The 21095-nt window shown below is 69.4% G+C and carries 18 protein-coding genes; 16 read left to right on the top strand and 2 right to left on the bottom strand.

Annotated elements, in window-relative coordinates:
• Positions 1-14 precede the first annotated feature (14 nt).
• From Q368_RS0116815 to Q368_RS0116735, 16 genes are all read left to right on the top strand, one after another.
• Entirely contained in the window at positions 15-1220 is a 1206-nt protein-coding gene (locus Q368_RS0116815) for an N-acetyl sugar amidotransferase (RefSeq protein ID WP_029460212.1), read from the top strand.
• Positions 1221-1264: 44 nt separating this feature from the next.
• Positions 1265-1882 (top strand): imidazole glycerol phosphate synthase subunit HisH, encoded by a 618-nt coding sequence (gene hisH / locus Q368_RS0116810; protein WP_029460211.1) that lies wholly within the window; start codon positions 1265-1267, stop codon positions 1880-1882.
• Between the two features lies 1 nt (position 1883).
• The gene (hisF, locus tag Q368_RS0116805) at positions 1884-2672 is read left to right on the top strand and encodes an imidazole glycerol phosphate synthase subunit HisF (protein ID WP_029460210.1); all 789 of its coding nucleotides are present in this window, start codon (positions 1884-1886) and stop codon (positions 2670-2672) included.
• A gap of 6 nt (positions 2673-2678) precedes the next feature.
• A complete protein-coding gene (locus Q368_RS24040) occupies positions 2679-3302 on the top strand; it encodes a GNAT family N-acetyltransferase (protein WP_052360240.1) in 624 nt (207 codons plus the stop codon).
• A 3-nt stretch (positions 3303-3305) separates the two neighbouring features.
• Positions 3306-4052 (top strand): cytidylyltransferase domain-containing protein, encoded by a 747-nt coding sequence (locus tag Q368_RS0116795; RefSeq protein WP_029460208.1) that lies wholly within the window; start codon positions 3306-3308, stop codon positions 4050-4052.
• Positions 4053-4056: 4 nt separating this feature from the next.
• Entirely contained in the window at positions 4057-5040 is a 984-nt protein-coding gene (locus Q368_RS0116790; protein ID WP_029460207.1) for a Gfo/Idh/MocA family protein, read from the top strand.
• Positions 5022-6002 (top strand): glycosyltransferase family protein, encoded by a 981-nt coding sequence (locus tag Q368_RS0116785; RefSeq protein WP_029460206.1) that lies wholly within the window; start codon positions 5022-5024, stop codon positions 6000-6002. The genes Q368_RS0116790 and Q368_RS0116785 overlap by 19 nt, the downstream gene beginning before the upstream one ends.
• Positions 5999-7300: a DegT/DnrJ/EryC1/StrS family aminotransferase gene (locus tag Q368_RS0116780; protein WP_029460205.1), complete on the top strand. Its 1302-nt coding sequence runs from the start codon at positions 5999-6001 to the stop codon at positions 7298-7300. Before Q368_RS0116785 ends, Q368_RS0116780 begins: the two co-directional genes overlap by 4 nt.
• 1 nt (position 7301) lies before the next feature.
• Positions 7302-7844, top strand: coding sequence for a GNAT family N-acetyltransferase (locus tag Q368_RS0116775; protein ID WP_052360239.1), 543 nt, complete (start codon positions 7302-7304; stop codon positions 7842-7844).
• Positions 7841-10468, top strand: coding sequence for an N-acetyl sugar amidotransferase (locus tag Q368_RS26775; RefSeq protein ID WP_211249788.1), 2628 nt, complete (start codon positions 7841-7843; stop codon positions 10466-10468). The genes Q368_RS0116775 and Q368_RS26775 overlap by 4 nt, the downstream gene beginning before the upstream one ends.
• Entirely contained in the window at positions 10465-11775 is a 1311-nt protein-coding gene (locus Q368_RS0116760) for a glycosyltransferase family protein (RefSeq protein WP_029460203.1), read from the top strand. The genes Q368_RS26775 and Q368_RS0116760 overlap by 4 nt, the downstream gene beginning before the upstream one ends.
• Positions 11776-11854: 79 nt before the next feature.
• A complete protein-coding gene (locus Q368_RS0116755; RefSeq protein ID WP_029460202.1) occupies positions 11855-12844 on the top strand; it encodes a radical SAM/SPASM domain-containing protein in 990 nt (329 codons plus the stop codon).
• Positions 12845-12849: 5 nt separating this feature from the next.
• Positions 12850-13905 carry a radical SAM/SPASM domain-containing protein gene (locus Q368_RS0116750; RefSeq protein WP_029460201.1) on the top strand — a complete coding sequence of 352 codons (1056 nt, stop codon included), beginning with the start codon at positions 12850-12852 and terminating at the stop codon, positions 13903-13905.
• A gap of 47 nt (positions 13906-13952) precedes the next feature.
• A complete protein-coding gene (locus Q368_RS0116745; protein WP_162179657.1) occupies positions 13953-15362 on the top strand; it encodes an SGNH/GDSL hydrolase family protein in 1410 nt (469 codons plus the stop codon).
• Positions 15359-16444 carry a glycosyltransferase gene (locus Q368_RS26490; RefSeq protein ID WP_052360238.1) on the top strand — a complete coding sequence of 362 codons (1086 nt, stop codon included), beginning with the start codon at positions 15359-15361 and terminating at the stop codon, positions 16442-16444. Before Q368_RS0116745 ends, Q368_RS26490 begins: the two co-directional genes overlap by 4 nt.
• Positions 16445-16535: 91 nt before the next feature.
• Entirely contained in the window at positions 16536-18449 is a 1914-nt protein-coding gene (locus Q368_RS0116735) for a hypothetical protein (protein ID WP_029460198.1), read from the top strand.
• A 57-nt stretch (positions 18450-18506) separates the two neighbouring features.
• Here Q368_RS0116735 and rfaE1 read toward each other — a convergent pair whose 3' ends face one another.
• Together rfaE1 and rfaD are read right to left on the bottom strand one after the other, a co-directional pair.
• Positions 18507-20024, bottom strand: coding sequence for a D-glycero-beta-D-manno-heptose-7-phosphate kinase (gene rfaE1, locus Q368_RS0116730; protein ID WP_052360237.1), 1518 nt, complete (start codon positions 20022-20024; stop codon positions 18507-18509).
• Between the two features lie 19 nt (positions 20025-20043).
• Positions 20044-21030 carry an ADP-glyceromanno-heptose 6-epimerase gene (gene rfaD, locus Q368_RS0116725; protein WP_029460196.1) on the bottom strand — a complete coding sequence of 329 codons (987 nt, stop codon included), beginning with the start codon at positions 21028-21030 and terminating at the stop codon, positions 20044-20046.
• Positions 21031-21095 lie beyond the last annotated feature (65 nt).

The raw sequence follows: 21095 nt of genomic DNA, 5'->3' as shown, positions 1-21095 counted from the left end.
ATACAGGAGGTTTCATGCCGACCGAACTTCGCCGCTGTTCCCGGTGCGTCCTGCCCGAGACCCACGAGACCATCACCTTCGACGACGCCGGCGTGTGCAACATCTGCCGGCAGCAGGAGCACAAGCGCGAGGCCATCGACTGGCCGGCCCGCAAGCGCGAGCTCGACGCCCTGATCGAGGCCCATCGCGGCAAGGGCGACTACGACTGCCTCATCCCCTTCAGCGGCGGCAAGGACAGCACCTTCACCGTCCTGTACCTCGTACGGGAATACGGCATCAAACCCCTGCTCGTGCGCTTCGACCACGGCTTCCTGCGTCCCGGCGTCCAGGAAGGCACCATCCGCACCTGCCGCGAGCTCGGCGTGGACCTGCACGTGTTCACGCCCAACTGGAAGGTGGTGCGCAAGCTCATGCTCCAGAGCCTGCTGGAGAAGGGCGACTTCTGCTGGCACTGCCACACCGGCATCTTCGCCTACCCCATGTGGGTGGCCGTGGAAAAGCAGGTGCCGCTGATCCTGTGGGGCGAGCCCTCGGCCGAATACACCGCCTACTTCAGCTACGACCAGCCCGAGGCCGTGGACGAAAAGCGCTTCAACCGCTACGTCAACCTCGGCATCAACGCCGAGGACATGCTCGTGCGCCTGGAGGGCGCGGTGGACGAACGGGATTTGAAACCCTTCACCTACCCGCCGCTCAAGGAACTGCGCCGCATCGGCTACCGTTCCGTGTGCCTGGGCTCCTACATCCCCTGGGACGTCAAGCGGCAGTACGCGCGCATCCGCGACGAGCTGGGCTGGCGCGGGGACGAGGTGGAGAACGTGCCCCCGGGCTACGAATACGAAAAGATCGAGTGCTTCTTCCAGGGCGTGCGCGACTACATCAAGTTCATCAAGCGCGGCTACGCCAGGACGTCCCACCTGACCTCCCTGGACATCCGCAACGGCCGCCTGGACCGCGACGAGGCCATGCGCCTCGTCGCGGCCTACGAAGGCCGGCGGCCGCCCAGCCTGGACGTGTTCCTGGACTACCTCGGCCTGACCGAGGAGGAATTCCTGGAAATCGCCATGCGCCAGGCCGTCTCTCCCTACCGGCACGACCCGGCGGCGCGCGGCGGCTGCCCCGCGCCCCACGACTTCGACCGCTGGCCGAGGTGCGGCGCCATGCCCCGGGAGGAGACCGAGGCCATGCTCGCGCGCTGGCGCGCCGGGCGGCGGGACTAGGCGCGCGCGTTGGAAAAATTCGTTTACACGAGGAGCGGCCGGCCATGATCGGCGTGGTGGACTACGGGTCGGGCAACATCCTTTCGGTGCGAAACGCCCTGGCCATGCTCGGGGCCGAGGCGGTCCTTTGCGCCTCGCCCGAGGCCTTGGCCGCGGCCGACCGCCTCATCCTGCCGGGCGTGGGGGCCTTCGCCGCCTGCGCCGCGAGCCTGCGCCGGGCCGGCCTCGACGTCGCGCTCACGCGCGAGGCCCTGGACGGCGGCAAGCCCATCCTCGGCATCTGCGTCGGCCTGCAACTCATGGCCCGGCGCAGCTTCGAGGGCGGCGAGCACCCCGGCCTGGGCTGGTTTATGGCCGACGTGGCCCGCCTGGAGCCGGCCGACCCGGCCCTGCGCGTGCCGCAGATCGGCTGGAACGACGTGCGCTGCCGGCCGGGCAGCCCGCTGTTCGCCGGCCTGCCCGACGCGCCGGATTTCTATTTCGTCCATTCCTACGCCCTGCGCTGCGACCGCCCCGAGGAGGTGGACGCCACGGGCGACTATGGCGGCCCGTTCACGGCCGCCGTGCGGCGCGGCAACATCGCCGGCACCCAGTTCCACCCGGAAAAGAGCCAGGACCTCGGGCTCAAGGTGCTGGAAAACTTCCTCGACTGGACGCCCTGACATGCTCAAGCGCCGGATCATTCCCAAGCTCCAGATGCGGGCCAGCCGCTTCGCGAAAAAGCCGCGCATGGTCCTCGTGACCACGCGGGGCTTCGGGGAGACCGTGGAGATCGGCGACCCGGTCTCCCAGGCACGCATCTACGAGGCCCAGGCCGCCGACGAACTCGTCTTCCTCGACCTCGACGCCTCGGCCGACAACCGCTCCACGGTCATCGACGTGGTGCGCCGCGCCGCCGAGGAGATCTTCATGCCCTTCACCGTGGGCGGCGGCGTGCGCACGGTGGAGGACTTCCGCGTGCTTCTGGCCAACGGCGCGGACAAGGTCAGCGTCAACACCGCCGCCCTGGAGCGGCCCGAACTCATTACCGAAGCCTCGGCGGCGTTCGGCGCGCAGTGCGTGGTGCTCTCCGTGGACTACCGCCGCGACCCGGACGGCGCGGACCGGGTCTACGCCCGGGGCGGCGCGCAGGCCACGGGCCTGGACCCGGCGCAGTGGGCCGCGCGCGGCGAGGCGCTCGGCGCGGGCGAGATCCTGCTCACCTGCATCGACCGCGACGGCAGCCGCGAAGGCCTGGACCTGGAGGGCTGCCGCCGGGTGGCCGCGGCGGTCTCCGTGCCGGTGATCGTCTCCGGCGGCTGCGGGGCCGCCGCCCATTTCGTGGAAGGCTTCGCCCGGGGCGGGGCCGACGCCGTGGCCGCGGGCACCTATTTCTCCTTCAAGGACGAAAACATCCTGCAAATCCGCTCCCGCATCGTCAACGCCGGCATCCCCGTCCGGCAGACCCGGTAGGCCGCCGTGCACGTGGTCACGCGCCCCGGCCGCCTGCCGCGCCTCGAAACCCGCCGCCTCGTGCTGCGCGACATCGCTCCGGCTGACGTCTCTCCGGCCTACGTGGCCTGGCTCAACGACCCGGACACCACGAAATACCTGGAAATCCGCTTCGTCCCCCAGACGCCCGAGCGCGTGCGGGATTACGTCGCGGCGCGACTGGCGGACATCGAATCCGCCAAGCATTTCGGGGTCTACGACGAGGGCGGGACGCGCCTTGCGGGCACGGTCACCCTGCCGCGCATCGACCGCCGCCACGGCTTCGCCGAGCTGTCCTTCGTCATCGGCCACCCCGGGGCACGGGGGCGCGGCTACGCCACCGAGGCCGTGCACGCCGTGTGCTGGTACATGTTCGCCGAGGAGGGGCTGGCCAAGATCTACGGCGGCTTCTACGACGGCCACGAGGGCTCGGCCCGGGTCTTTCGCAACAACGGCTTCGCCGAGGAAGGCCGGCTGCGCGGCAAGCTCGTCGCCTACGACGGCCGCCGCGTGGACCACGTGCTCATGGGAATCCTGCGCGACGAATTCCGGCCCGACCCGGCCCTGCTCGGCGACCTGCCGCCGACGTTTTCGACCCGAAACGAGGAATAAGACATGTCTCAAGACCGCCCGAGGATCGTGGCCACGGTGGAATGCCGCATGACCTCGTCGCGCCTGCCCGGCAAGGTGCTCATGCCCGCCTGCGGCAAGCCCTTCCTGGAAATCCTGGTCGAGCGCCTGTCGCGGGTGCGCCGCCTGGACGCCATCGTCCTGGCCACCACGGCCAACGCCGCGGACGACCCCGTGGCCGCCCTGGGCCGCAGGCTCGGCGTCGGCGTCTTCCGGGGCTCGGAGCACGACGTCCTGTCGCGGGTGCTCGGCGCCGCCGGCGAGGCCGGGGCCGACCTCGTGGTGGAGATCACCGCCGACTGCCCCCTGCTCGATCCCGAGATCACCGCCCAGGTCATCGACCTGTACCTCTTAAACGACTGCGACTACGCCTCCAACGTGGACCCCGTGTCCTTTCCCGTCGGCATGGACGCCCAGGTCTTCTCCCGCGAGCTGCTGGCCCTGGCCGACCGCGAGGGTACAAGTCCCGAGGACCGCGAGCACGTGAGCTGGTTCATCCGCCGCCAGCCCGAACGCTTCCGCAAGCTCCACCTGCCCGCGCCGCCCGCCCTGCGCCGCCCCGAACTCGGGCTCACCCTGGACGAGGCCGACGACTACCGCCTGCTGGCCGCGGTCGCCGAGGCGCTCTACCCGGCCAATCCGGTCTTTTCCTGCGCCGACATCCTGGCCCTGCTCGACGCCCGGCCCGAACTGGCCGCCATCAACCGCCACGTGGCCCGCAAAGAGGTCTAGGCCCATGGACGACGGCCGCACGTTTTCCGCGCTGCTCGTGGGCCTCGGGCGCATCGGGTTTCTTTACGACGCCGACGGCGCGCCGGATCTGGTCCTGACCCACGCCCGCGCCCTGCTGCGCCAGCCGTCCCTGCGCCTGCTCGGAGGCGTGGACCCCGCCCCGGACAGACGCGCCCGCTTCGCCGCCGCAACCGGCCTGCCGGCTTTCGCGGCCATCCCCGCCGCCCTGCCCGGGCCGCCCGACCTCGTCGTGCTGGCCACCCCCCCCGAGGGCCGCCCGGAGCAGGTGCGGCAGTGCCTGGAACTTTCGCCGCGCCTGCTTCTCGTGGAAAAGCCCCTGGCCACGGACGCGGACGCGGGCCGGGAGATGGTCGCGGCCTGCCGCGCGCGCGGCGTCACGCTTTGCGTCAACTACCACCGCCGCTGCGAGCCGGCCGTGGCCCGTATCCGCGAACTGCTCGCGGGCGGGGGCCTCGGGCCGCTTTTGGCCGGACGCCTGGCCTACAGCGGCGGGCTGGCCCACAACGCCGCCCACTTCGTGGACCTGCTGCGCCTGCTGTTCGGCGAACCCGACGCCTGCGGCGTGCTGCCCCGGCCCGGCCGGGCCGCGGCCGATCCCGACGCCGTGGATTTCTTCCTGGAATTTTCCGGCGCGGCCTGCGTCTGCCAGGCCCTGACCGGGGCGGACTACGCCCACGCCGACCTGGAACTGCTTTTTGCCGGGGGCGCTGTGCGCTACGCCGACTTCGGCCGGGCGGTCAGCTTCCACCCCGCCGGGCCGGACCCGCATTTCCCGGACTGCCGGGCCCTGGCCGCCGGCCGCTCCCTGGTCGCGCCCGGGGAATACGAACAGGGCCAGAGCCACGTGGCCGCGCACATCGCGCGCGTGCTCGCGGGCCTGGAAGCGCCCGTCTCCGACGGCGACTCGGCCCTGGCCACCCTCGACCTGTGCCGGGAGCTCGCACGCCGATGGACGTTCCCGGCCTGACCGTCGCGGTTTCCTGCGAGGCCGGCGGCGCGCAGGTGCTGTCCGCGTTCATCCGGGCGCGCCTGTCCGGACGGGAGGTGCGCTATGTCCTCGAGGGACCGGCGGCGGACATCTTCCCGGCCCGGCTCGGCGACGTGCGCCGCGTGGGCCTTTCCGCCGTGGCCGCCCTCGATCCCGCCCGGGACCAGGTGCTCGTCTCCACGAGCTGGATGCCCGACCTCGAGCGCCGGGCCATGGCCCTGGCGCGGGAGCGCGGCGTGCGCTGCGCCGCCTTCCTCGACCACTGGGTCAACTACCGCGAACGCTTCCTGCCCACGCGCCTGTGGGCGGCCATCCCGGACGACTGGGCGCAACACCTGCCCGACCTCGTGGTGGTGGCCGACGCCTACGCGCGGGAACTGGCCCTGGCCCAGGGCTTTCCCCGGGAGCGGCTGCGCCTGGAGGAAAACCACTACCTTGCCGCGGTGCGCGAGGCGCTGCGCGCCAGGCGCTCCCCGGCCGCGCCGGCCGGGGAGCGCCGCGTGCTCTGGGTGTGCGAGCCCGTGGCCGGGGACAACGCCGACACCTACGCCGACGCCGACCGCCTGGGGTTCGACGAGTTCACGCTCCTCGACGCGCTGGCCCGGGCGGCGCGCGGGCTGCCGCTTCGCGTGCGCCTGCGCCCGCACCCCAACGAGGACCCGGCCAAGTACGCGCCCGCCGTGGCCGCCTGCGACCGCCTGTCGCTGTCGCCCAACCGCGACCTCCTCGACGACCTGGCCTGGGCCGACGCCGTGGTCGGCGCGGAAAGCATGGCCCTGGTCATCGCCCTGGTTGCGGGGAAACCGGTTTTCAGCTACTTTCCCCCCGCTGCCAAGCGCCGATGCTCCCTGCCGCACAAGGAAATACGGCATGCCAACGCCCTGCCCGACATTTTCGCAACCATCCTAGGCATGCCCCCAACCATGGACGAACCGATATGAAACTGGCCATTCACGGCGGCGCGCCGGTCCGGACCAGCCCTTTTCCCGCTTATGAAGTCATCGGCGAGGAAGAGAAGGCGGCCGTGGCCCGCGTGCTCGATACCGGCGTGCTCTCGCGCTACCTCGGCTGCTGGCACGACGACTTCTACGGCGGACCCGAGGTCCGGGCCTTCGAAGAGGAATGGGCCGCGTACTTCGGCGTCAAGCACGCCATCGCCGTCAACTCCTGCACCTCGGGCCTGTACGCCGCGGTCGGGGCCATCGGCACGGAGCCGGGCGAGGAGATCATCGTCCCGCCCTACACCATGGCCGCCACGGCCACCGCGCCCCTCGTCTACGGGGCCGTGCCCGTGTTCGCCGACATCGAACCCGACTGCTTCTGCATCGACCCGGCCGCCGTGGAGGCGGCCATCACCCCGCGCACCCGGGCGATCATGGCCGTGGACCTGTTCGGCCAGCCCTACGACGCCGACGCCGTCAACGCCGTCGCCAGAAAGCACGGCCTGCGCGTCATCGAGGACGCGGCCCAGGCCCCGGGCGCGACCCATGGCAAGCGCCACGCCGGGGGACTCGCCGACATCGGCGTCTATTCCCTCAACTACCACAAGCACATCCACACCGGCGAAGGCGGCGTCGTGGCCACCGACGACGACGCCCTGGCGGAAAAGGTCCGCCTGATCCGCAACCACGCCGAAGCCGTGGTCGAGGACAAGGGCGTCACGGACCTGGTCAACATGGTCGGGTTCAACTACCGCCTGACCGAGCCGCAAGCCGCCATCGGGCGCTGCCAGCTGCGAAAGCTCGGCCCCCTGCTGGAGCGGCGGCAGGCCAACTGCGCCTTCCTGGCCGAGCGCCTGGCCGCCATCCCGGCCATCGTGCCGCCGCTGGTGCGGCAGGGCTGCGGCCACGCCTTCTACGTCCACGCCTGCCTGTTCCGCGAGGATGTGGCCGGCGTGTCCCGGGACCGCTTCATGGACGCCGTCCGGGCCGAACTCGCCCCCACGGCGCTGCGCGAAACCGAGGGCGTGAACATCGGCTGCGGCTACGTCAAGCCGCTGTACCTCCAGCCCCTTTTCCAGAAACGCATCGCCTTCGGCTCCCGGGGCTACCCCTTCGCCAAGCCCTGGTACGAAGGCGAGGCCCGCTACGACAAGGGCATCTGCCCGGTGGTGGAGCGGCTGCACGAACGCGACCTTTTCACCCACGAGCTCATGCGCCCGGGCATGACCCGGGACGATCTGGCCGACGTGGCGGAAGCCTTCGCCAAGGTCTGGGAACACCGCAGCGAGCTTGCCTGACGTGGTCGCGACCCCCCTGCTTGACGGCGAGCGGATCGTCCTGCGCCCCTTCGGGCCGCAACACCTCACCGCGCGCTACGTGTCCTGGCTCAACGATCCGCAGACCGTGCGCTTCAGCGAGCAGCGCCACCGCAGCCACACCCTGGAGAGCTGCCGCGACTGGACCGCGGCCATGACCCGGCCGCCGCACCACCTCTGGGCCGTGGAGGCCGCGTCCCTCGGGCACGTGGGCAACCTCGCCGCCTACGTGGACCCGGCCAACGCCCTGGCCGACCTGACCATCCTGCTCGGCGAGGGCCGGGGCCGGGGGTTCGGGCTCGACGCCTGGAAGACGGGGCTCGCCTGGCTGCTCGGACCGGGCGGCCTGCGCAAGGTCGCGGCCGGGACGCTTGCCGCCAACCGCCCCATGCTCGCCGTCATGCGCGCCTCGGGCATGGCGGAGGACGGCGTGCGCCGCCGCCATTACCTCGTGGACGGGAAAGAGGAGGACGTCGTCTGCATGGCGGCCTTCCGCGCCCCTGAATTTCAAGGAGAACGCCGTTGAACCACAGAGGAAAACCCCTGTTCCGCGACCTGCGCTACTGCGTGCGCTGCTGCATGCCCGAAACCGAGGAAGGCACGGTGCATGACGCCCTGGGCATCTGCCGGGCCTGCCAGTCCTCGGAACAGAAGATGCACATCGACTGGGTGGCACGGGAAAGGCAGCTGCGGGAGATCTTCGCCAAGGCCAAGGCCGCGGCGGGCAACAACTACGACTGCGTGTTGCCGATCAGCGGGGGCAAGGACAGCATGTTCCAGGCCCACGTGCTGGTCAAGGTCTACAACATGAAGCCCCTGGCCGTGACGTTCAATCACAACTGGTACAGCGAAACCGGGTGGTACAACCTCGTGAACCTCCTGGAGACGTTCAACCTCGACCATGTGATGTTCACGCCCAACCGGGACCTGGTCAACCGCCTGGCCGCGAAGTCCCTGCGCGAGATCGGCGACACCTGCTGGCACTGCCACAGCGGCTGCGGCGCGTTCCCCCTGCAGGTGGCCGTGCGCTTCGGCATTCCGCTGCTCGTCTACGGCGAATCCGCCTCCGAGGGCCAGGGCCTGACCGACTACAACAACCCCATTCGCTACGACCGGGAATATTTCACCAAGATTTCCGCCAGGCGTACGCCCGATGAAATGGTCTGCGACACGGTCAGCGCCAAGGACGTCCACCCCTTCCAGCTGCCGAGCGCCGAGGAATGCGAGGCCGCGGGCATCCAGGGCATGCACCTCGGCGACTACATGTTCTGGGACGACGAACGCCACACCGAGCTCGTACGCGACGTCTACGGCTGGCGCGAGACCCAGATGGAAAACAGCTACAAGGGCTACAAGAGCGCCGAATGCGTCATGCCCGGCATGCACGACTTCACCTGCTACCTCAAGCGCGGCTTCGGCCGGGCGACCTTCCAGGGCTCGGTGGACGTGCGCAACGGCCTGCTCACCCGCGAGGAGGCCTTCGACCTCATCGCGCGCACCGACCCGGTACGTCCCGAGGCGCTGGATTATTTCCTGGAATTCACGGGCCTTACCGAAGAGGAATTCTACGAGATCATGGCCGGCCTGCGCCAGGGCAAGCTGCGCGACGCCGACATGCCCGTGCTGCCCAAGCAGGCCCCCAACCGGGAACGCGTCCTGCCCTTCGCCCAGCAGCTCCTCGAACGCCTGCGCCGCACGGACACCGCCACCTACGGCACGCCGCTCGTCGCCGGCAACCGCGCGCCCCGCCGCGAACCCGAACCGGACCTGTTCCTGCGCCGCAGCCTGCCCGAACTGGTGCAGGACCTGGCCGACGGCGCGCTGACCCCCCTCGACCTGGCCGAGACGACCATCCGCCGCGTGGAGGCGCTCGACGCCCGGTTCATGGCCTTCGAACACTTCGACGCCGCACGCCTGCGCGCCGCCGCACGGGAGCTCACCGCGCGCCTCGTGCCGGGGCAGGCCCTGCGCCTGCTCGAAGGCGCGCCCATCGGCGTCAAGGACGCCTACAACACCGAGGACTACCCCACCGAGATGGGCAGCGCGCTGTGGCGCGGCTTCACCCCGGGCAACGACGCCCGCCTGGTCTTCAACCTCAAGCGCGCCGGCGCGGTGGTCGCGGGCAAAACCGTGACCGCCGAATTCGCGGTCCACGCCCTGGGCAAGACCGTGAACCCCCACGACGCGACCCGCACCCCGGGCACGTCCTCCTCGGGCTCGGCCGTGGCCGTGGCCCTGGGCATGGTCCCGGCGGCGCTCGGCACACAGACCGCCGGCTCCATCATCCGCCCGGCCAGCTTCTGCGGCGTCTACGGCTTCAAGCCCAGCTTCGGCCTGCTGCCGCGCACCGGCACCCTCAAGACCACCGACAGCCTGGACACCCTGGGCTTCCTGGCCGCCCGGCGCGACAGCCTCGCGCCGCTGTTTCAGGCCCTGCGCGTCCACGGCGGCAACTACCCCGTCAGCGACGCCGCCCTGTCCGATCGCGGGCGCCAGACCAAGCCGGCCGGCCGGCCCTGGCGCGTGGCGCTGCTTAGAACCCACACCTTCCCCGGCGCGCCCGACTACGCCCGGAAGGCCCTGCTCGATCTGGCCCGGGCGCTCGACGCCGACCCCGACATCGAGGTCGTCGAGGCGGAGCTGCCGGAAATCCTCGGCCGCGCCCACGACATCCACCGCACCATCTACCACTGCTCCCTGGCCTACTACTTCGCCCAGGAATCGCGCAGCGAAACCGACCTGTCCGACGTCATCCGCGAAATCATCGCCGAGGGGCGCGCCATTTCCGCCCTGGACTACAACCAGGCCCTGCGCGACCAGGAAACCTGCATCGCGGCCATGGACGAGCTCATGCGCGGCTTCGACGCGGGCATCAGCCTCGCGACCGCCGGCGAAGCCCCCTTGCGCGACCGCTTCGAACTGCCCGACCCCGCGCTCATCTGGACCCTGGCCCACCTGCCGGCCGTCAGCGCCCCGGCGTTCGTCTCGCCGGCCGGGCTGCCCTTCGGCGTGCAGTGCGTGGCGCGCAAATACAACGACCCGCTGCTGCTCGCCTGCATCGACGCCCTGGGCCGCAAGGGCTTCCTGCCCGACGGCCCCTCGCCCCTCGCGCCCGCGGCGCGGGAGGACGCTTCCGGGGAGCGCGCATGAGCCGTCCGCGCATCCTGCTCATGGCCCGGACCCTGCGCCGGGACCTGCCGAGCTATTACGTCCTCAAAAAAATCATCGAAGCCAAAAGCGGGGCCGCGGTGGTGGTGTGCAGCCAGCGTTCGGTCTTCCACTACCTGCGCCACTGGCGGCCCCAGGCCCTGGTCTACCCCTGTTGCGGCGACACCCCCCAGTTCGCCCCGTACTCCCCCGGGGTGCAGCTTTTCTGCTACTCCGGCGAGGGGGGGCAATGCTCGTCCAACTACGACGAGCGGTTTTTCGTCTCCTTCCCGGAATACTTCGGCGCGATGCGGCGCATTCTGCTGTGGGGCGAGGGCACGCGGCAGTATCTGCTGGACGATGAGGCCAAGGCGCACCAGGGCAGGTACCGGGAGATCCTCGAGAGCGACAAGGTCCGGGTCGTCGGGCACCCCCGCCTCGACCTGGCCCGCTATTTCCCCGGCCGCGCGCCACGTCGCTCCGTCGGCATCTGCACCCACTTCTTCACCCTCAACAACTTCCGGGGCGACTCCGCGCTGAACCTCTCCTTCGGACGGGCCGACGTGGTGTCGGCGCTGGAGTTCGAGGTGGAGCTGCTCGGGATGGTCACGAAGATCATCGATTACCTCGTCGCCGAAACGGACTACGCGGTGTCGGTGCGCCCCTATCCCCTGGAAGCGCCCCAGATGTACAAGGTGCATCGGGGGGGGAAGGCGTGTTTCTACAACACGGCCTACGAGGGGCGCGTCAGCGTGGACGACCATTTGGATTTTCCGGGCTGGGCCGCCGGGCAGGACATCGTGCTCAGCAGCGTGACCACGGCCCTTGGGGAAGCCTGCCTCCTGGGCGTGCCCATGCTGTTCATCGACAGGCTGTTGGTCAGGACGCACGGGTTCGCCTACTACAACTCCATCAACGAACTCCTCGGCAAGGTGGCGTGCGCCCCGAAAAGCTTTGACGAACTGGCGCATTACATCGACAATCCCGCTTCGGTGCCGTTCGACGTCGCCGCCATGAACGCGTTCATGGCGCGCTTTTACAGCACGCACCTCCCGGGCGCAGCCCTGGAACGCGTCGCGGACATCGTGCTCGCCGACATTCAGTCCGCCGGCCCCTCCGGGGGCTTCCACGTCCCGGCCGCCGCCGTCGCCGTGCGGGACTGGGTGAATTTCGGATTGGAGCGGATGCGGGACCCGTTGTGCGGCAACTTTCATTATCTCCGCGGCTATCACCGCATTCCTGGTTATTACGACCGGATTGCCGACAACATTCTTGCGCATCGGGAAACATCCCCCTACCCCATGCGCTGACGCCGCGCCCCGCGCCCGCCGAACCGAGTGGCCGCCTTTCCGAAAGGCGCGACGCGGGGCCCGGCCGAAAGGAACAGCCATGCTCGAGAACGCACTCCCCGTCGAATACGGCGAACGCCTCTGCCGTCACGGTGACCTGGACAGGTATTTGATCGAACTGTTCGGCGACGCCTACCGCGCCTACCGCGAAAAATGGGCGCTGACCTGTTCGGACAAGGTGCAGGAGCAGGACAACCCGCTGCCCCTGCATGTTTCCCTCGAACTCGCGGACCGCTGCAACCTGCGCTGCGTGTTCTGCTACCGGCACCTGTCGGAGCAGACCAACGCCGCCATGGACGCGGGCATGTTCCGGGAGATCATGCAGGAGATACGCCGTCTCGGCATCCCGGCCATGGACTTCAGCCTCGGCGAGCCCCTCGTGCATCCCCAAGCCGGGGAACTGATCCGCCTGGCCGGGGAAAGCGGTGTCCTGGATTTCATACTGACCACCAACGGGCTGCTGCTCGACGACGCCATGGTCGACGCCTGCCTCGACAGCCTGACACGCATCCACATCTCCGTGGACGCGGTGACGCCCGAAACCTACAAGAAGCTGCGCGGCGGCGACCTCCTCCGGCTCGAGCGCAACATTCACAACTTCCTCGACCGCCGCGAGAAACGTGGCATGAAGCATCCCCTCGTCCGCCTGTCATTCATCGTCATGGACAGCAACAGGCACGAGATCGGGGCGTTCGTGGAAAAATGGCAGCACCTCGTGGACTACATCGATTTCCAGACCTACATCTCCCACGACTTCGTCGACGGGCTCGCGGACATCGTCGCCCCGGACCCGTCCGCGTTGCGCTGCCCGGACCCGTTCCGCTATCTTTCGATACGGGCCGATGGTGGTCTCTACCCCTGCTGCACGTTCTATTCGAAACACCTGCTCCTGGACAAATTCCGCAGCGGCCTCTCGCTCGAAAGCGTGTGGAATTCGCCCAGGATGACCGCGCTGCGGCAGTCATTTCGGGACAAGGCCCCGTGCAAGGCCTGCCTCAACTGCCTGCTCGGCGCCACGCAGCAAGGGTGACGCGTATGGCGGACAAATCACAACACCGCGACCTGCTTTCCGTGACGACTCTCGAGTTCGAGCGCGATCCGGCCCAGGTCCTGGCGGAGATCAAGGGCCCGGCGTTCCGGGAATACCGGAAGAAGTGGGACGCAGCGAACGTCTTTGCTTACGAACCCGATTTTCCGATCCACCTGAACCTCGAGACCTATTTCGGCTGCATCCTCAAGTGCGTCATGTGCCCGCACTCCCTGCCGCCGCAGCAGCGCGCGGCCTGGGGCACCTCCGCGAAGCGCCTCGATGCCGACGCCGTCAGGGACATCCTCGACCAGGGCCGGGGCACCGACCTCGCCGCAGTCAATTTCGGCGGCATCAACGAGCCGCTGGTCGACGCCAGCCTGTTTGACCACATCGACTACGCAGCGTCCGTCGGGGTCATGGACATCTTCCTGTGCAGCAACGCCGTGCTGCTCGACCGGGAGGCCGCGGAGCGTATCCTGCACTCGCCCGTGACGCGGCTGGAGATCAGCCTCGACTCCCTGGACAAGGACACCTACCTCTCCATCCGCTGCGGCTCGGATTTCGACAAGGTGATGGAGAACATCGACTACTTTCTGCGGCGCAAAAAAGAACTCGGGCGCCGGCTGCCCCTGGTGCGCATCAGTGCGGTCAAGCTGCCGGGCAACAAGGAGTCCATGACCGATTTCGCCGCGTACTGGCAAAAGCGCGTGGATTACGTCGCCATCCAGAACTGCATGCTTTTCCAGCAGGAGCAGACCTTCACCCTGCCGGACGGCTCGTCGCTCGCCGTCGCCCGTCCCACGGCCGCCCCGGACCCATCCTTCCGCTGCTCCCAATCCTGGCAGCTCGTGACCATCCGCAGCAACGGAGACGTTGCGCCCTGCTGCGGCTGGGAAGGCATGCACCTCGTCATGGGCAACATTTTCGACAACAGCATCAAGGACGTCTGGAACGGTCAAAAGTTTGCCACGTTTCGCCAGAACCACAAGATGGAGCCGCCGCGCCTACATCCGCGCTGCGTCGCGTGCGCGCAAAGCATTGTGGATTTCCATGCCCCCTGACCCGTAACGGGTCCGGCCCGCGCCGTGCCCACAACCCTACGACCACCATGCACAGCAGGCGCTTTCCCCATTACGTGTTCCTGTGTTGCGGCCTCGCGGTCGCGGCGCTGCTCGCCGCGTTCGCCCTGGCCCCCGCGCAGGGGCTGACGCCGGGCATGATCCGCGCCGCGCTCTGCGGCGGCGGCCTCGTCGCCGCGGCGCTGCTCGCCCTGTTCTTCGTTCCCGCACGGCTCGCCCAGAACACGCTGCTCGCGCTGGTCTCGCTGCTGCTGCCGCTGCTCCTGTTCGAATTCCTGCTGGGCTACCGGCCCGACCTGTTCGTCGGCGGGACGGGCGCAGCCCACTACCTCGCTCCGGCGGCCTACCTGCGCTACGTCCAGCTGACCAACCCCGCGACCTGGCAGGAACTGGGGAACAAGAAACAGCGCTTCGACATTTCCGGGCTCTACTACCATTACAAGCCGGGCATCACCGTGCCCGGCCCCGCCGGCCCGGTGACCATGGACGAGATCGGCTTCCACAACCCGCCCGGGACCTACAGCGACCACGCCGTCATTCCCTACGTCTTCCTCGGCGATTCCGGCACGGCCGGCCTGGAGGCGGAAAAGCCCTTCGCGCGCATCGTGTCCGAAGCAACCGGCCAGCCCGCCCTGAACCTGGGCATCGGCGGCCAGTCCCCCCAGGACTACGCCACGGCGCTCGAGCGCTACGGCCTGGCCAAGAAGCCCAGGGTCGTGGTCGTGGCGCTATTTCTAAACGACGTCTCCGACGCCCTGACCTACGACCGTCTGGACAGGGCCGGCCTCGACGACGCGACGTATTATTTCGTCGGCGTCGAAGCCTATCCCGAGAAAGGGCCGGTGGGCTTTCTGCTCAACCGCCTGAACCTGCCGCGCTACGTGGCGGCCCTGGCCCTGTTCGGCCTGCCCGCGCGGGACGCGTCCGCCCGGCCCGCTCCGAGCGGCGCGGCGGCAGGCGGGCAGGAGATGACCGCCTTTCCCGTGCAGGGCGGGGCCGGGACCGTGCGCGTGCCGAGCGCCTCCATCCAGACCGAACTCGTGACCTCGAAGCTCACCGGCGTCGAAATGGGCCCGACCCTGGCCGCCCTGGCCCGCATCAAGGCGCTCGCCGCCTCGGTGGGGGCCAGGGTGCTCGTCACCTACATGCCGCAGCCCATCGAATACTACCGTCCCTTCCTGACCGAGGGCGCGGCGCGCTTCGCCGCCGTGCCGGACGCGGATTTCGGCTGGGGCCGGCAGTTGCAGGCCTCCGTGGAGTCCCTCGGGCTGCCGTTTTTCGACCCGCGTCCCGGAATGCGCCGCGAAGCCCCGGCCGCGCCGTTTCTTTTCCCCCACATCAACGACGCCCACCTCAACACGGCCGGACACGCCCTGTTCGGCCGCCTGCTGGCGGAGCGCCTCGCCGCCCTCGAGGCGCAGGGCGAAGCCCGGCCGTGACCTCGGTCCTTTTCGTCAGCTCCACCCTGGGCGGCGGCGGCGCGGAGCGCGTGTTCGCGACCCTGCTTACGCACCTGGACCGCCGCCGCTTCCGCCCCGCCCTGGCCCTGGTGCGCAAGAGCGGCGGCTACCTCGCCGACGTGCCCGCCGACGTGCCCGTGCACGACCTGGGCTGCAAGACGCACCACACCGCCCCGCCCAAGCTCGTCGCGCTCATCCGCCGCCTGCGCCCGGACGCGGTCCTTTGCACGCACAGCCACGTCAACCTGATCCTCGGCATGCTCGCGCCCTTCCTGCCGCGCGAAACGCGCCTGATCGGGCGCGAAACGGCCATTCTCAGCCGGCACACGCGGCAGTTTTCCCATCCCGCCCTGCACGACGCCGCCTACCGCCTGGGCTACAAGGGGCTCGACCGGATGGTCTGCCAGTCCGCGGACATGCTCGCCGACCTGCGCGACAACTACGGTCTGCCGCCCGCGAAAATGGTCATGCTGCCCAATCCCGTGGACACGGACCGGGTCGTGCGTGACGCGGACGCCGCCGCGAACCCCTACCCGCCGGGCGGGGTCGAACTCGTGAGCGTCGGCCGTCTGGCCCCGCAAAAGGGCTTCGACCTGCTCCTTGCCGCCGTCGCCGCCATGCGCACGCCGGGCGTGCGCCTCACCGTGCTCGGCGAAGGCGGCGAACGGGCCGCGCTCCTGGCGCAGGCCGCGTCGCTCGGCATCGCCGACGCCGTGCGCTTCCCCGGCTTCCAGGCCAATCCCTACCCGTACATGCGCCACGCCGACCTGTTCGTGCTCGCCTCGCGCTACGAGCCCTTTCCCAACGCCGTGCTCGAGGCCCTGGCCCTGGGCGCGCCCGTGGCCGCCTTCCGCTGCCCCGGCGGCATCGCCGAGATCGTGGAGGAGGGCCGGGACGGGCTCACCGCGCCGGCCGGGGACGTGGCCGCCCTGGCCCGGGCCATGGACGACGCCCTGGCCGCGCGCCTTTCCCGCGAGGCCATCCGGGGCCGGGCCCGGGAACGCTTCGACGTGTCCGTGGTCGTGCCGCAATACGAGCGGGTGCTGGCCGGCGACGCCTGACGCGCCGGCTTGCCTCGCGCCGGGCGAGACGGTAGGGTGCCGGCCACTTCAGGGCAGGCGGCCGCGCGCCGCGCCAAACCAGGGAACACCTATGCTCGTTGTCTCGCTTTCGCTCGTTTTCGTCCTCTACTACATCGCCATGTCCCTGGCCTGCGGCGAAGGCGCGTGCCGCCTGGCCGGCGACGAGCAGGGCCCGGACGCGCCGCGCCGCCGCCTGGCTTGGTTCCTGCTCGGCACGGGCTTCGCCCCGTTCGCCATCGGCCTGCTCCAGACCACGTTCCTCATCATTTTCGCGGGCCTGCCCTACTCCTGGCTCGGCGTTTTCCACGGCCTCGTCGCCGTGGCGCTCCTTGCGTGGTGTCGCAAGGGCCTTTGCGCGACCTGGCGCGCGGCCAGGGCCTACGCGGCGTCCGTCGCGCCGGGCAGCCGGCGCGTGGGCGCGGCCTGCGTGGCCGGGGCCTTCGCCGTGCTCGTCTACTTCACGGCGCAGTACGCGATCCGCCCCATCTGGCACGGCGACACCCTGACCTACGGCGTGGAGAGCAAGGCGCTCATGGACCACCGTTCCTACGCCTCCCGGCTCAAGGTGACGCCCCAGCCCGGCCCGGACACCAATTACATCCGCTTCAACGACCACCCCATCACCTATATCGGCTACCTCAACGCGGCCATGGCCTTTTCCCCGGACCGCACCCAGGACCTGGCCTTTCGCGCCGCGCTCGAGCTGCAAAACCTGTCCCTGGCCGTGGTCGTGGTCGGCCTGGGGCTGCGCGCGGGCGGCTTCGCCGCGGTCTTTTCCCTGTGCCTGCTCCTTTTCGCCCAGTATTTCGGCATGCTCATGAACATGGGCTCGCGCAGCGCCTTCAACCTCATCCCCATGCTCCAGGCCCTGGGCTTCCTGCGCGCCCGCCCCAAGGGCGAGGCCATACCCCTGGCCGACACGGTCCTGCCGTTTCTCGCGCTGCTTTTCCTGTGGAACTCCCACTCGAGCAGCCTCATGGTCGCCCCGTTGGTTTACGCGGCCATGCTCGCGGTCACGCCCGGCGTCCGGCCGCGCTTGGCCCTGACCGGAGCCTTCGCCCTGGCCATTCTGCTCGGGGCCAACCACCTGATCGTGTCCAAGCTGGAGACCGGGGAACTGCTCGGCAACGAATTTCGCTCCGCCAACTTCGTGACCATCACGAAGCCAGACATCTGGCTGCCGCCGCCCGCGCCCGATCCCGGGCTCGCGCTGCTGCCCGAGCGCCTGGCCCACCAGTACAAGGAGGACGGGCCGCTCGTGCCGCTGACGTTCGTGGCCCTGGCGCTGACCGGCTGGGCGGCGCTGCGGCGCAGGCGGCTTGCCCGGCCGCTGGTCGCGGCCGCGCTGCTGCTGCTCGTCTACGAGGCGATCATCCTCGGCTTTTTCGATTTCTTAAGCCGCCACCTGAGCATGGGCCACTACACCGTGCCGCGCTTCCGCTTCTCCATCTACCCGTTGACGGCGTTCGTGCTCGCCGGCGGCGTGTGCGCGAACCTGCGGGACGGCGCGCGGCGCGGCCTTGCCTGCAACGTCCTGGCGGTCCTGCTCCTGGTCGCGGGGGCGGGCATGGCGATCGGCCACTGGTGGGGCCCGCGCACGGACATCCAGGCCGTGCGGCAGGCGAACGTCCTGCAACTGCTCGAAAACGCGGACAGCTGCTGGTGGCGGGTGGAAGGCGCCCTCACGGACGCGGGCGCGCCGCCGGACGCCCTGATCCTCACGGACTCGCCGATCATCCCCTGGTACTACACCGACCGCAACGTCATGTGCGTCCAGGACACCCGGTTCTACGGCGCGCAGCGCACGGCCGACCCGGAAGTGGCGCGCCGGGCGCTCAACGACTACGGCGTGGACTGGGTGGTGCTCAGCAAGGCCAAGAACCTGTCGGGCACGGCCATGGGCCTGGTGGTGGACGAGGATTTCGAAAAGGCGGGCGACTGCCGCTTCGACGAATACTACCGGCGCAAGGCCGCGGCGCAATGACCGGAAATCAGCCGCCGCAGCGGGCCGCGAACGCCGCGGCCGCGCGGCGGAAACCGCTCACGACGCTTTGCCGTCGTCCGTATTCCCGTGGCTGGCCACGATGCGCCGGATGATGTCGGTCGTGCTGTTGCCGGGTTCCAATTCGATCAGGACGACGCGCCCTCCGTGGGCGGTGACGCAATCGGCGCCGACCACGGTTTCGAAGGTATAGTCGCCGCCCTTGACCAGGATGTCCGGGGCGATGGCGCGGATGAGATCGATGGGCGTGTCCTCGTCGAAGAAAACCACCGCGTCGACAGCGGCCAGGGAGTGCAACACGCGCGCCCGCGCTTCCTGGTTCTGGACCGGCCGCAGCGGGCCCTTGAGCCGCCGGATGGACGCGTCGGTGTTGAGGCCGACGATCAGCCGGTCGCATTCGGCGCGGGCCTTGGCCAGCAGGGTGACATGTCCGTCGTGGAGCAGATCGAAACAGCCGTTGGTGAAACCGATGGAAAGGCCCTGGCTGCGCCAGCGGCGTACCTTTTCCATGGCCTGATCGAACGAGAGGGCCTGTAGTTCCGGCGCCTTGCCCAGGTATTGCCGCACGCCTTGGAGCAGTTCATCCGGATAGACGACGGCCGTGCCCAATTTCCTGACGACAATGCCCGCGCCGATGTTGGCCACGATGGCGCTTGGCGCCAGGGGCGCGCCGACAGCCAGCCCGGCGGACAAGATGGCGGCCACCGTGTCGCCCGCTCCGGACACGTCGAAGACTTCCTGGCTGGTGGCCCTGATGTGCCGGCATTCTCCCCCGGCCGGGTAGATGCTGAGCCCCTCCTCGCCGCGGGTGACCAGAACCGCCTGCGCGTCGCATGTCTCCTGCACCATTTTGGCCGCTGCCGCGTAGGCGGCCTCGTCGCCCAGGGTCATGCGCGTGGCGGCGGCCAGTTCGGCGCGATTGGGGGTGATGATCGAGGCGCCCCGATAGCGGGTGTAGTCCGTCCCCTTGGGATCGACCACCACCGGCACCCCGCTTGCGGCGGCAAGGTCCAACAGCGCGGCCAGCAGGTCGGGCGTGAGCACGCCCTTGCCGTAATCCGACACCATGACCAGGGAGACCCCGGCCACGAACTCCCGCAAACGCTCCAGCAGAAGGGCCACGCTGCGGGCAGTCACCGGGGCCAGCGTCTCGCTGTCGGTCCGCAGCAGGTGGTTGGCGCCGGCCACGAACCGGGTCTTGACCGAAGTCTGGCGGCCCTGTTCCGTCACGAGGGCGCTTTGGACGTTGGGGTACCCTTCGAGAAGCCGCAGGAGGGCTTCTCCGGCCGGATCGTCGCCGACCACGCCCGCAAAAAGGACCGAAGCGCCGAGCGTGGCAAGATTGCGCACCACGTTTCCGGCGCCGCCCAGCATGGAGGTTTCCCCGGCGACGACAAGAACGGGAATGGGGGCCTCCGGGGAGATGCGTTCCACCTTGCCCCGGACAAACCTGTCCAGCATGATGTCGCCGACGACGAGGATGCGCGCCTGGGCCAGGCGTTGGCAGAGGGCGACGAGGTCGGTGCGTTCCTCGTTTTGCAGGGGAATTCGCGTCATCGTGGTTTTCCGGGTGCCCCTACCGATACGGGCATTCCTGGCTGAGGTAGTTCTTCACATAGTCGGCGACCGCGTCCTCCAGGGGCGTAAAGGGATGCGGATAGCCGGCCCCCCGCAACCCGCCGAGATCGGCCTGGGTGAAATACTGGTACTTGTCCCGGATCTCCACGGGCATGTCCACGTATTCGATGCGCGGTTCGCGTCCGGCGGCCGCGAATCCGGCGCGGATGAAATCCTTGAAGGTCCGCGCCTCGCCCGTGCCGACGTTGAACAGGCCGCTGATCTGGGGGTTGTCGCACAGCCACAGCATGACGCGCTCGGCGTCCCGCACGTACACGAAGTCGCGCCGCTGCTCCCCGTCGCGCACGTGCGGCACATGGGAGCGGAAGAGCCTGACGGCGCGCCCCGCGACGATGTCGGGCCAGACCTTCGTGAGCACGCTTTGCATGGAGCCCTTGTGGTACTCGTTCGGCCCGAACACGTTGAAAAACTTGAGGCCGACGCACTGCGGCGGCAACGGTCCGCCGGTCTGGCGGCGGCGGCAGACAACGCCGTCAAAGGCGTGCTTGCTGAAGCCGTAGAGGTTCAGGGGCGTCAGTTTGGCCAGGGCCTCGGGCGTGAACGCGTCCCGGAAGCCCTGGCTGCCGTCGCCGTAGGTGGCGGCAGAGGAGGCGTAAATGAACGGGACGCCGGCGGCGGCGCACCAGTCGAGCAGCGCCAGGGAGAACTTGAAATTTTCCCGCAGCACGGCGTCTCCGTCCACCACCGTGGTGGACGAGATGGCCCCCATGTGGAAGACGCCGCGCACCGTCCCCTGCTTGCCTTCCAGCCAGCCGGGCAGCTCTTCCGGGGAGACGAAGTCGTCGAACTGGCGTTTGCGGACATTGAGCCACTTGCCGCCGCTGCGGAGCCGGTCGCACAGGACGAGGTCGCACACGCCCCGCGCATTGAAGGCGGCGGCAAGATTCGATCCGATGAAACCGGCTGCTCCGGTTATCAAAATCATGCTGCGCGCTCCTCGTCATCCGGCACGGGAAGAAACGCCTCCCGGGGGCCGGGGAGTATGCCTTT

Origin of the sequence: Solidesulfovibrio alcoholivorans DSM 5433 (genome assembly GCF_000702665.1) — a bacterium.
Taxonomy (GTDB): Bacteria; Desulfobacterota; Desulfovibrionia; order Desulfovibrionales; family Desulfovibrionaceae; genus Solidesulfovibrio; species Solidesulfovibrio alcoholivorans.
Note: the sequence above shows the minus strand (reverse complement) of the source record. Positions and strands in the feature narration are given on the sequence as shown.

What these genes read in the sequence shown, in the direction of transcription:
- rfaD (WP_029460196.1), bottom strand. Translation starts at nt 21,030, where the DNA reads ATGATTTTGATAACCGGAGCAGCCGGTTTCATCGGATCGAATCTTGCC.
- Q368_RS0116735 (WP_029460198.1), top strand. Translation starts at nt 16,536, where the DNA reads ATGCTCGTTGTCTCGCTTTCGCTCGTTTTCGTCCTCTACTACATCGCC.
- Q368_RS0116790 (WP_029460207.1), top strand. Translation starts at nt 4,057, where the DNA reads ATGGACGACGGCCGCACGTTTTCCGCGCTGCTCGTGGGCCTCGGGCGC.
- rfaE1 (WP_052360237.1), bottom strand. Translation starts at nt 20,024, where the DNA reads ATGACGCGAATTCCCCTGCAAAACGAGGAACGCACCGACCTCGTCGCC.
- Q368_RS0116795 (WP_029460208.1), top strand. Translation starts at nt 3,306, where the DNA reads ATGTCTCAAGACCGCCCGAGGATCGTGGCCACGGTGGAATGCCGCATG.
- Q368_RS0116785 (WP_029460206.1), top strand. Translation starts at nt 5,022, where the DNA reads ATGGACGTTCCCGGCCTGACCGTCGCGGTTTCCTGCGAGGCCGGCGGC.
- Q368_RS0116745 (WP_162179657.1), top strand. Translation starts at nt 13,953, where the DNA reads ATGCACAGCAGGCGCTTTCCCCATTACGTGTTCCTGTGTTGCGGCCTC.
- Q368_RS0116815 (WP_029460212.1), top strand. Translation starts at nt 15, where the DNA reads ATGCCGACCGAACTTCGCCGCTGTTCCCGGTGCGTCCTGCCCGAGACC.
- Q368_RS0116750 (WP_029460201.1), top strand. Translation starts at nt 12,850, where the DNA reads ATGGCGGACAAATCACAACACCGCGACCTGCTTTCCGTGACGACTCTC.
- Q368_RS0116755 (WP_029460202.1), top strand. Translation starts at nt 11,855, where the DNA reads ATGCTCGAGAACGCACTCCCCGTCGAATACGGCGAACGCCTCTGCCGT.
- Q368_RS0116780 (WP_029460205.1), top strand. Translation starts at nt 5,999, where the DNA reads ATGAAACTGGCCATTCACGGCGGCGCGCCGGTCCGGACCAGCCCTTTT.
- hisF (WP_029460210.1), top strand. Translation starts at nt 1,884, where the DNA reads ATGCTCAAGCGCCGGATCATTCCCAAGCTCCAGATGCGGGCCAGCCGC.
- hisH (WP_029460211.1), top strand. Translation starts at nt 1,265, where the DNA reads ATGATCGGCGTGGTGGACTACGGGTCGGGCAACATCCTTTCGGTGCGA.
- Q368_RS0116760 (WP_029460203.1), top strand. Translation starts at nt 10,465, where the DNA reads ATGAGCCGTCCGCGCATCCTGCTCATGGCCCGGACCCTGCGCCGGGAC.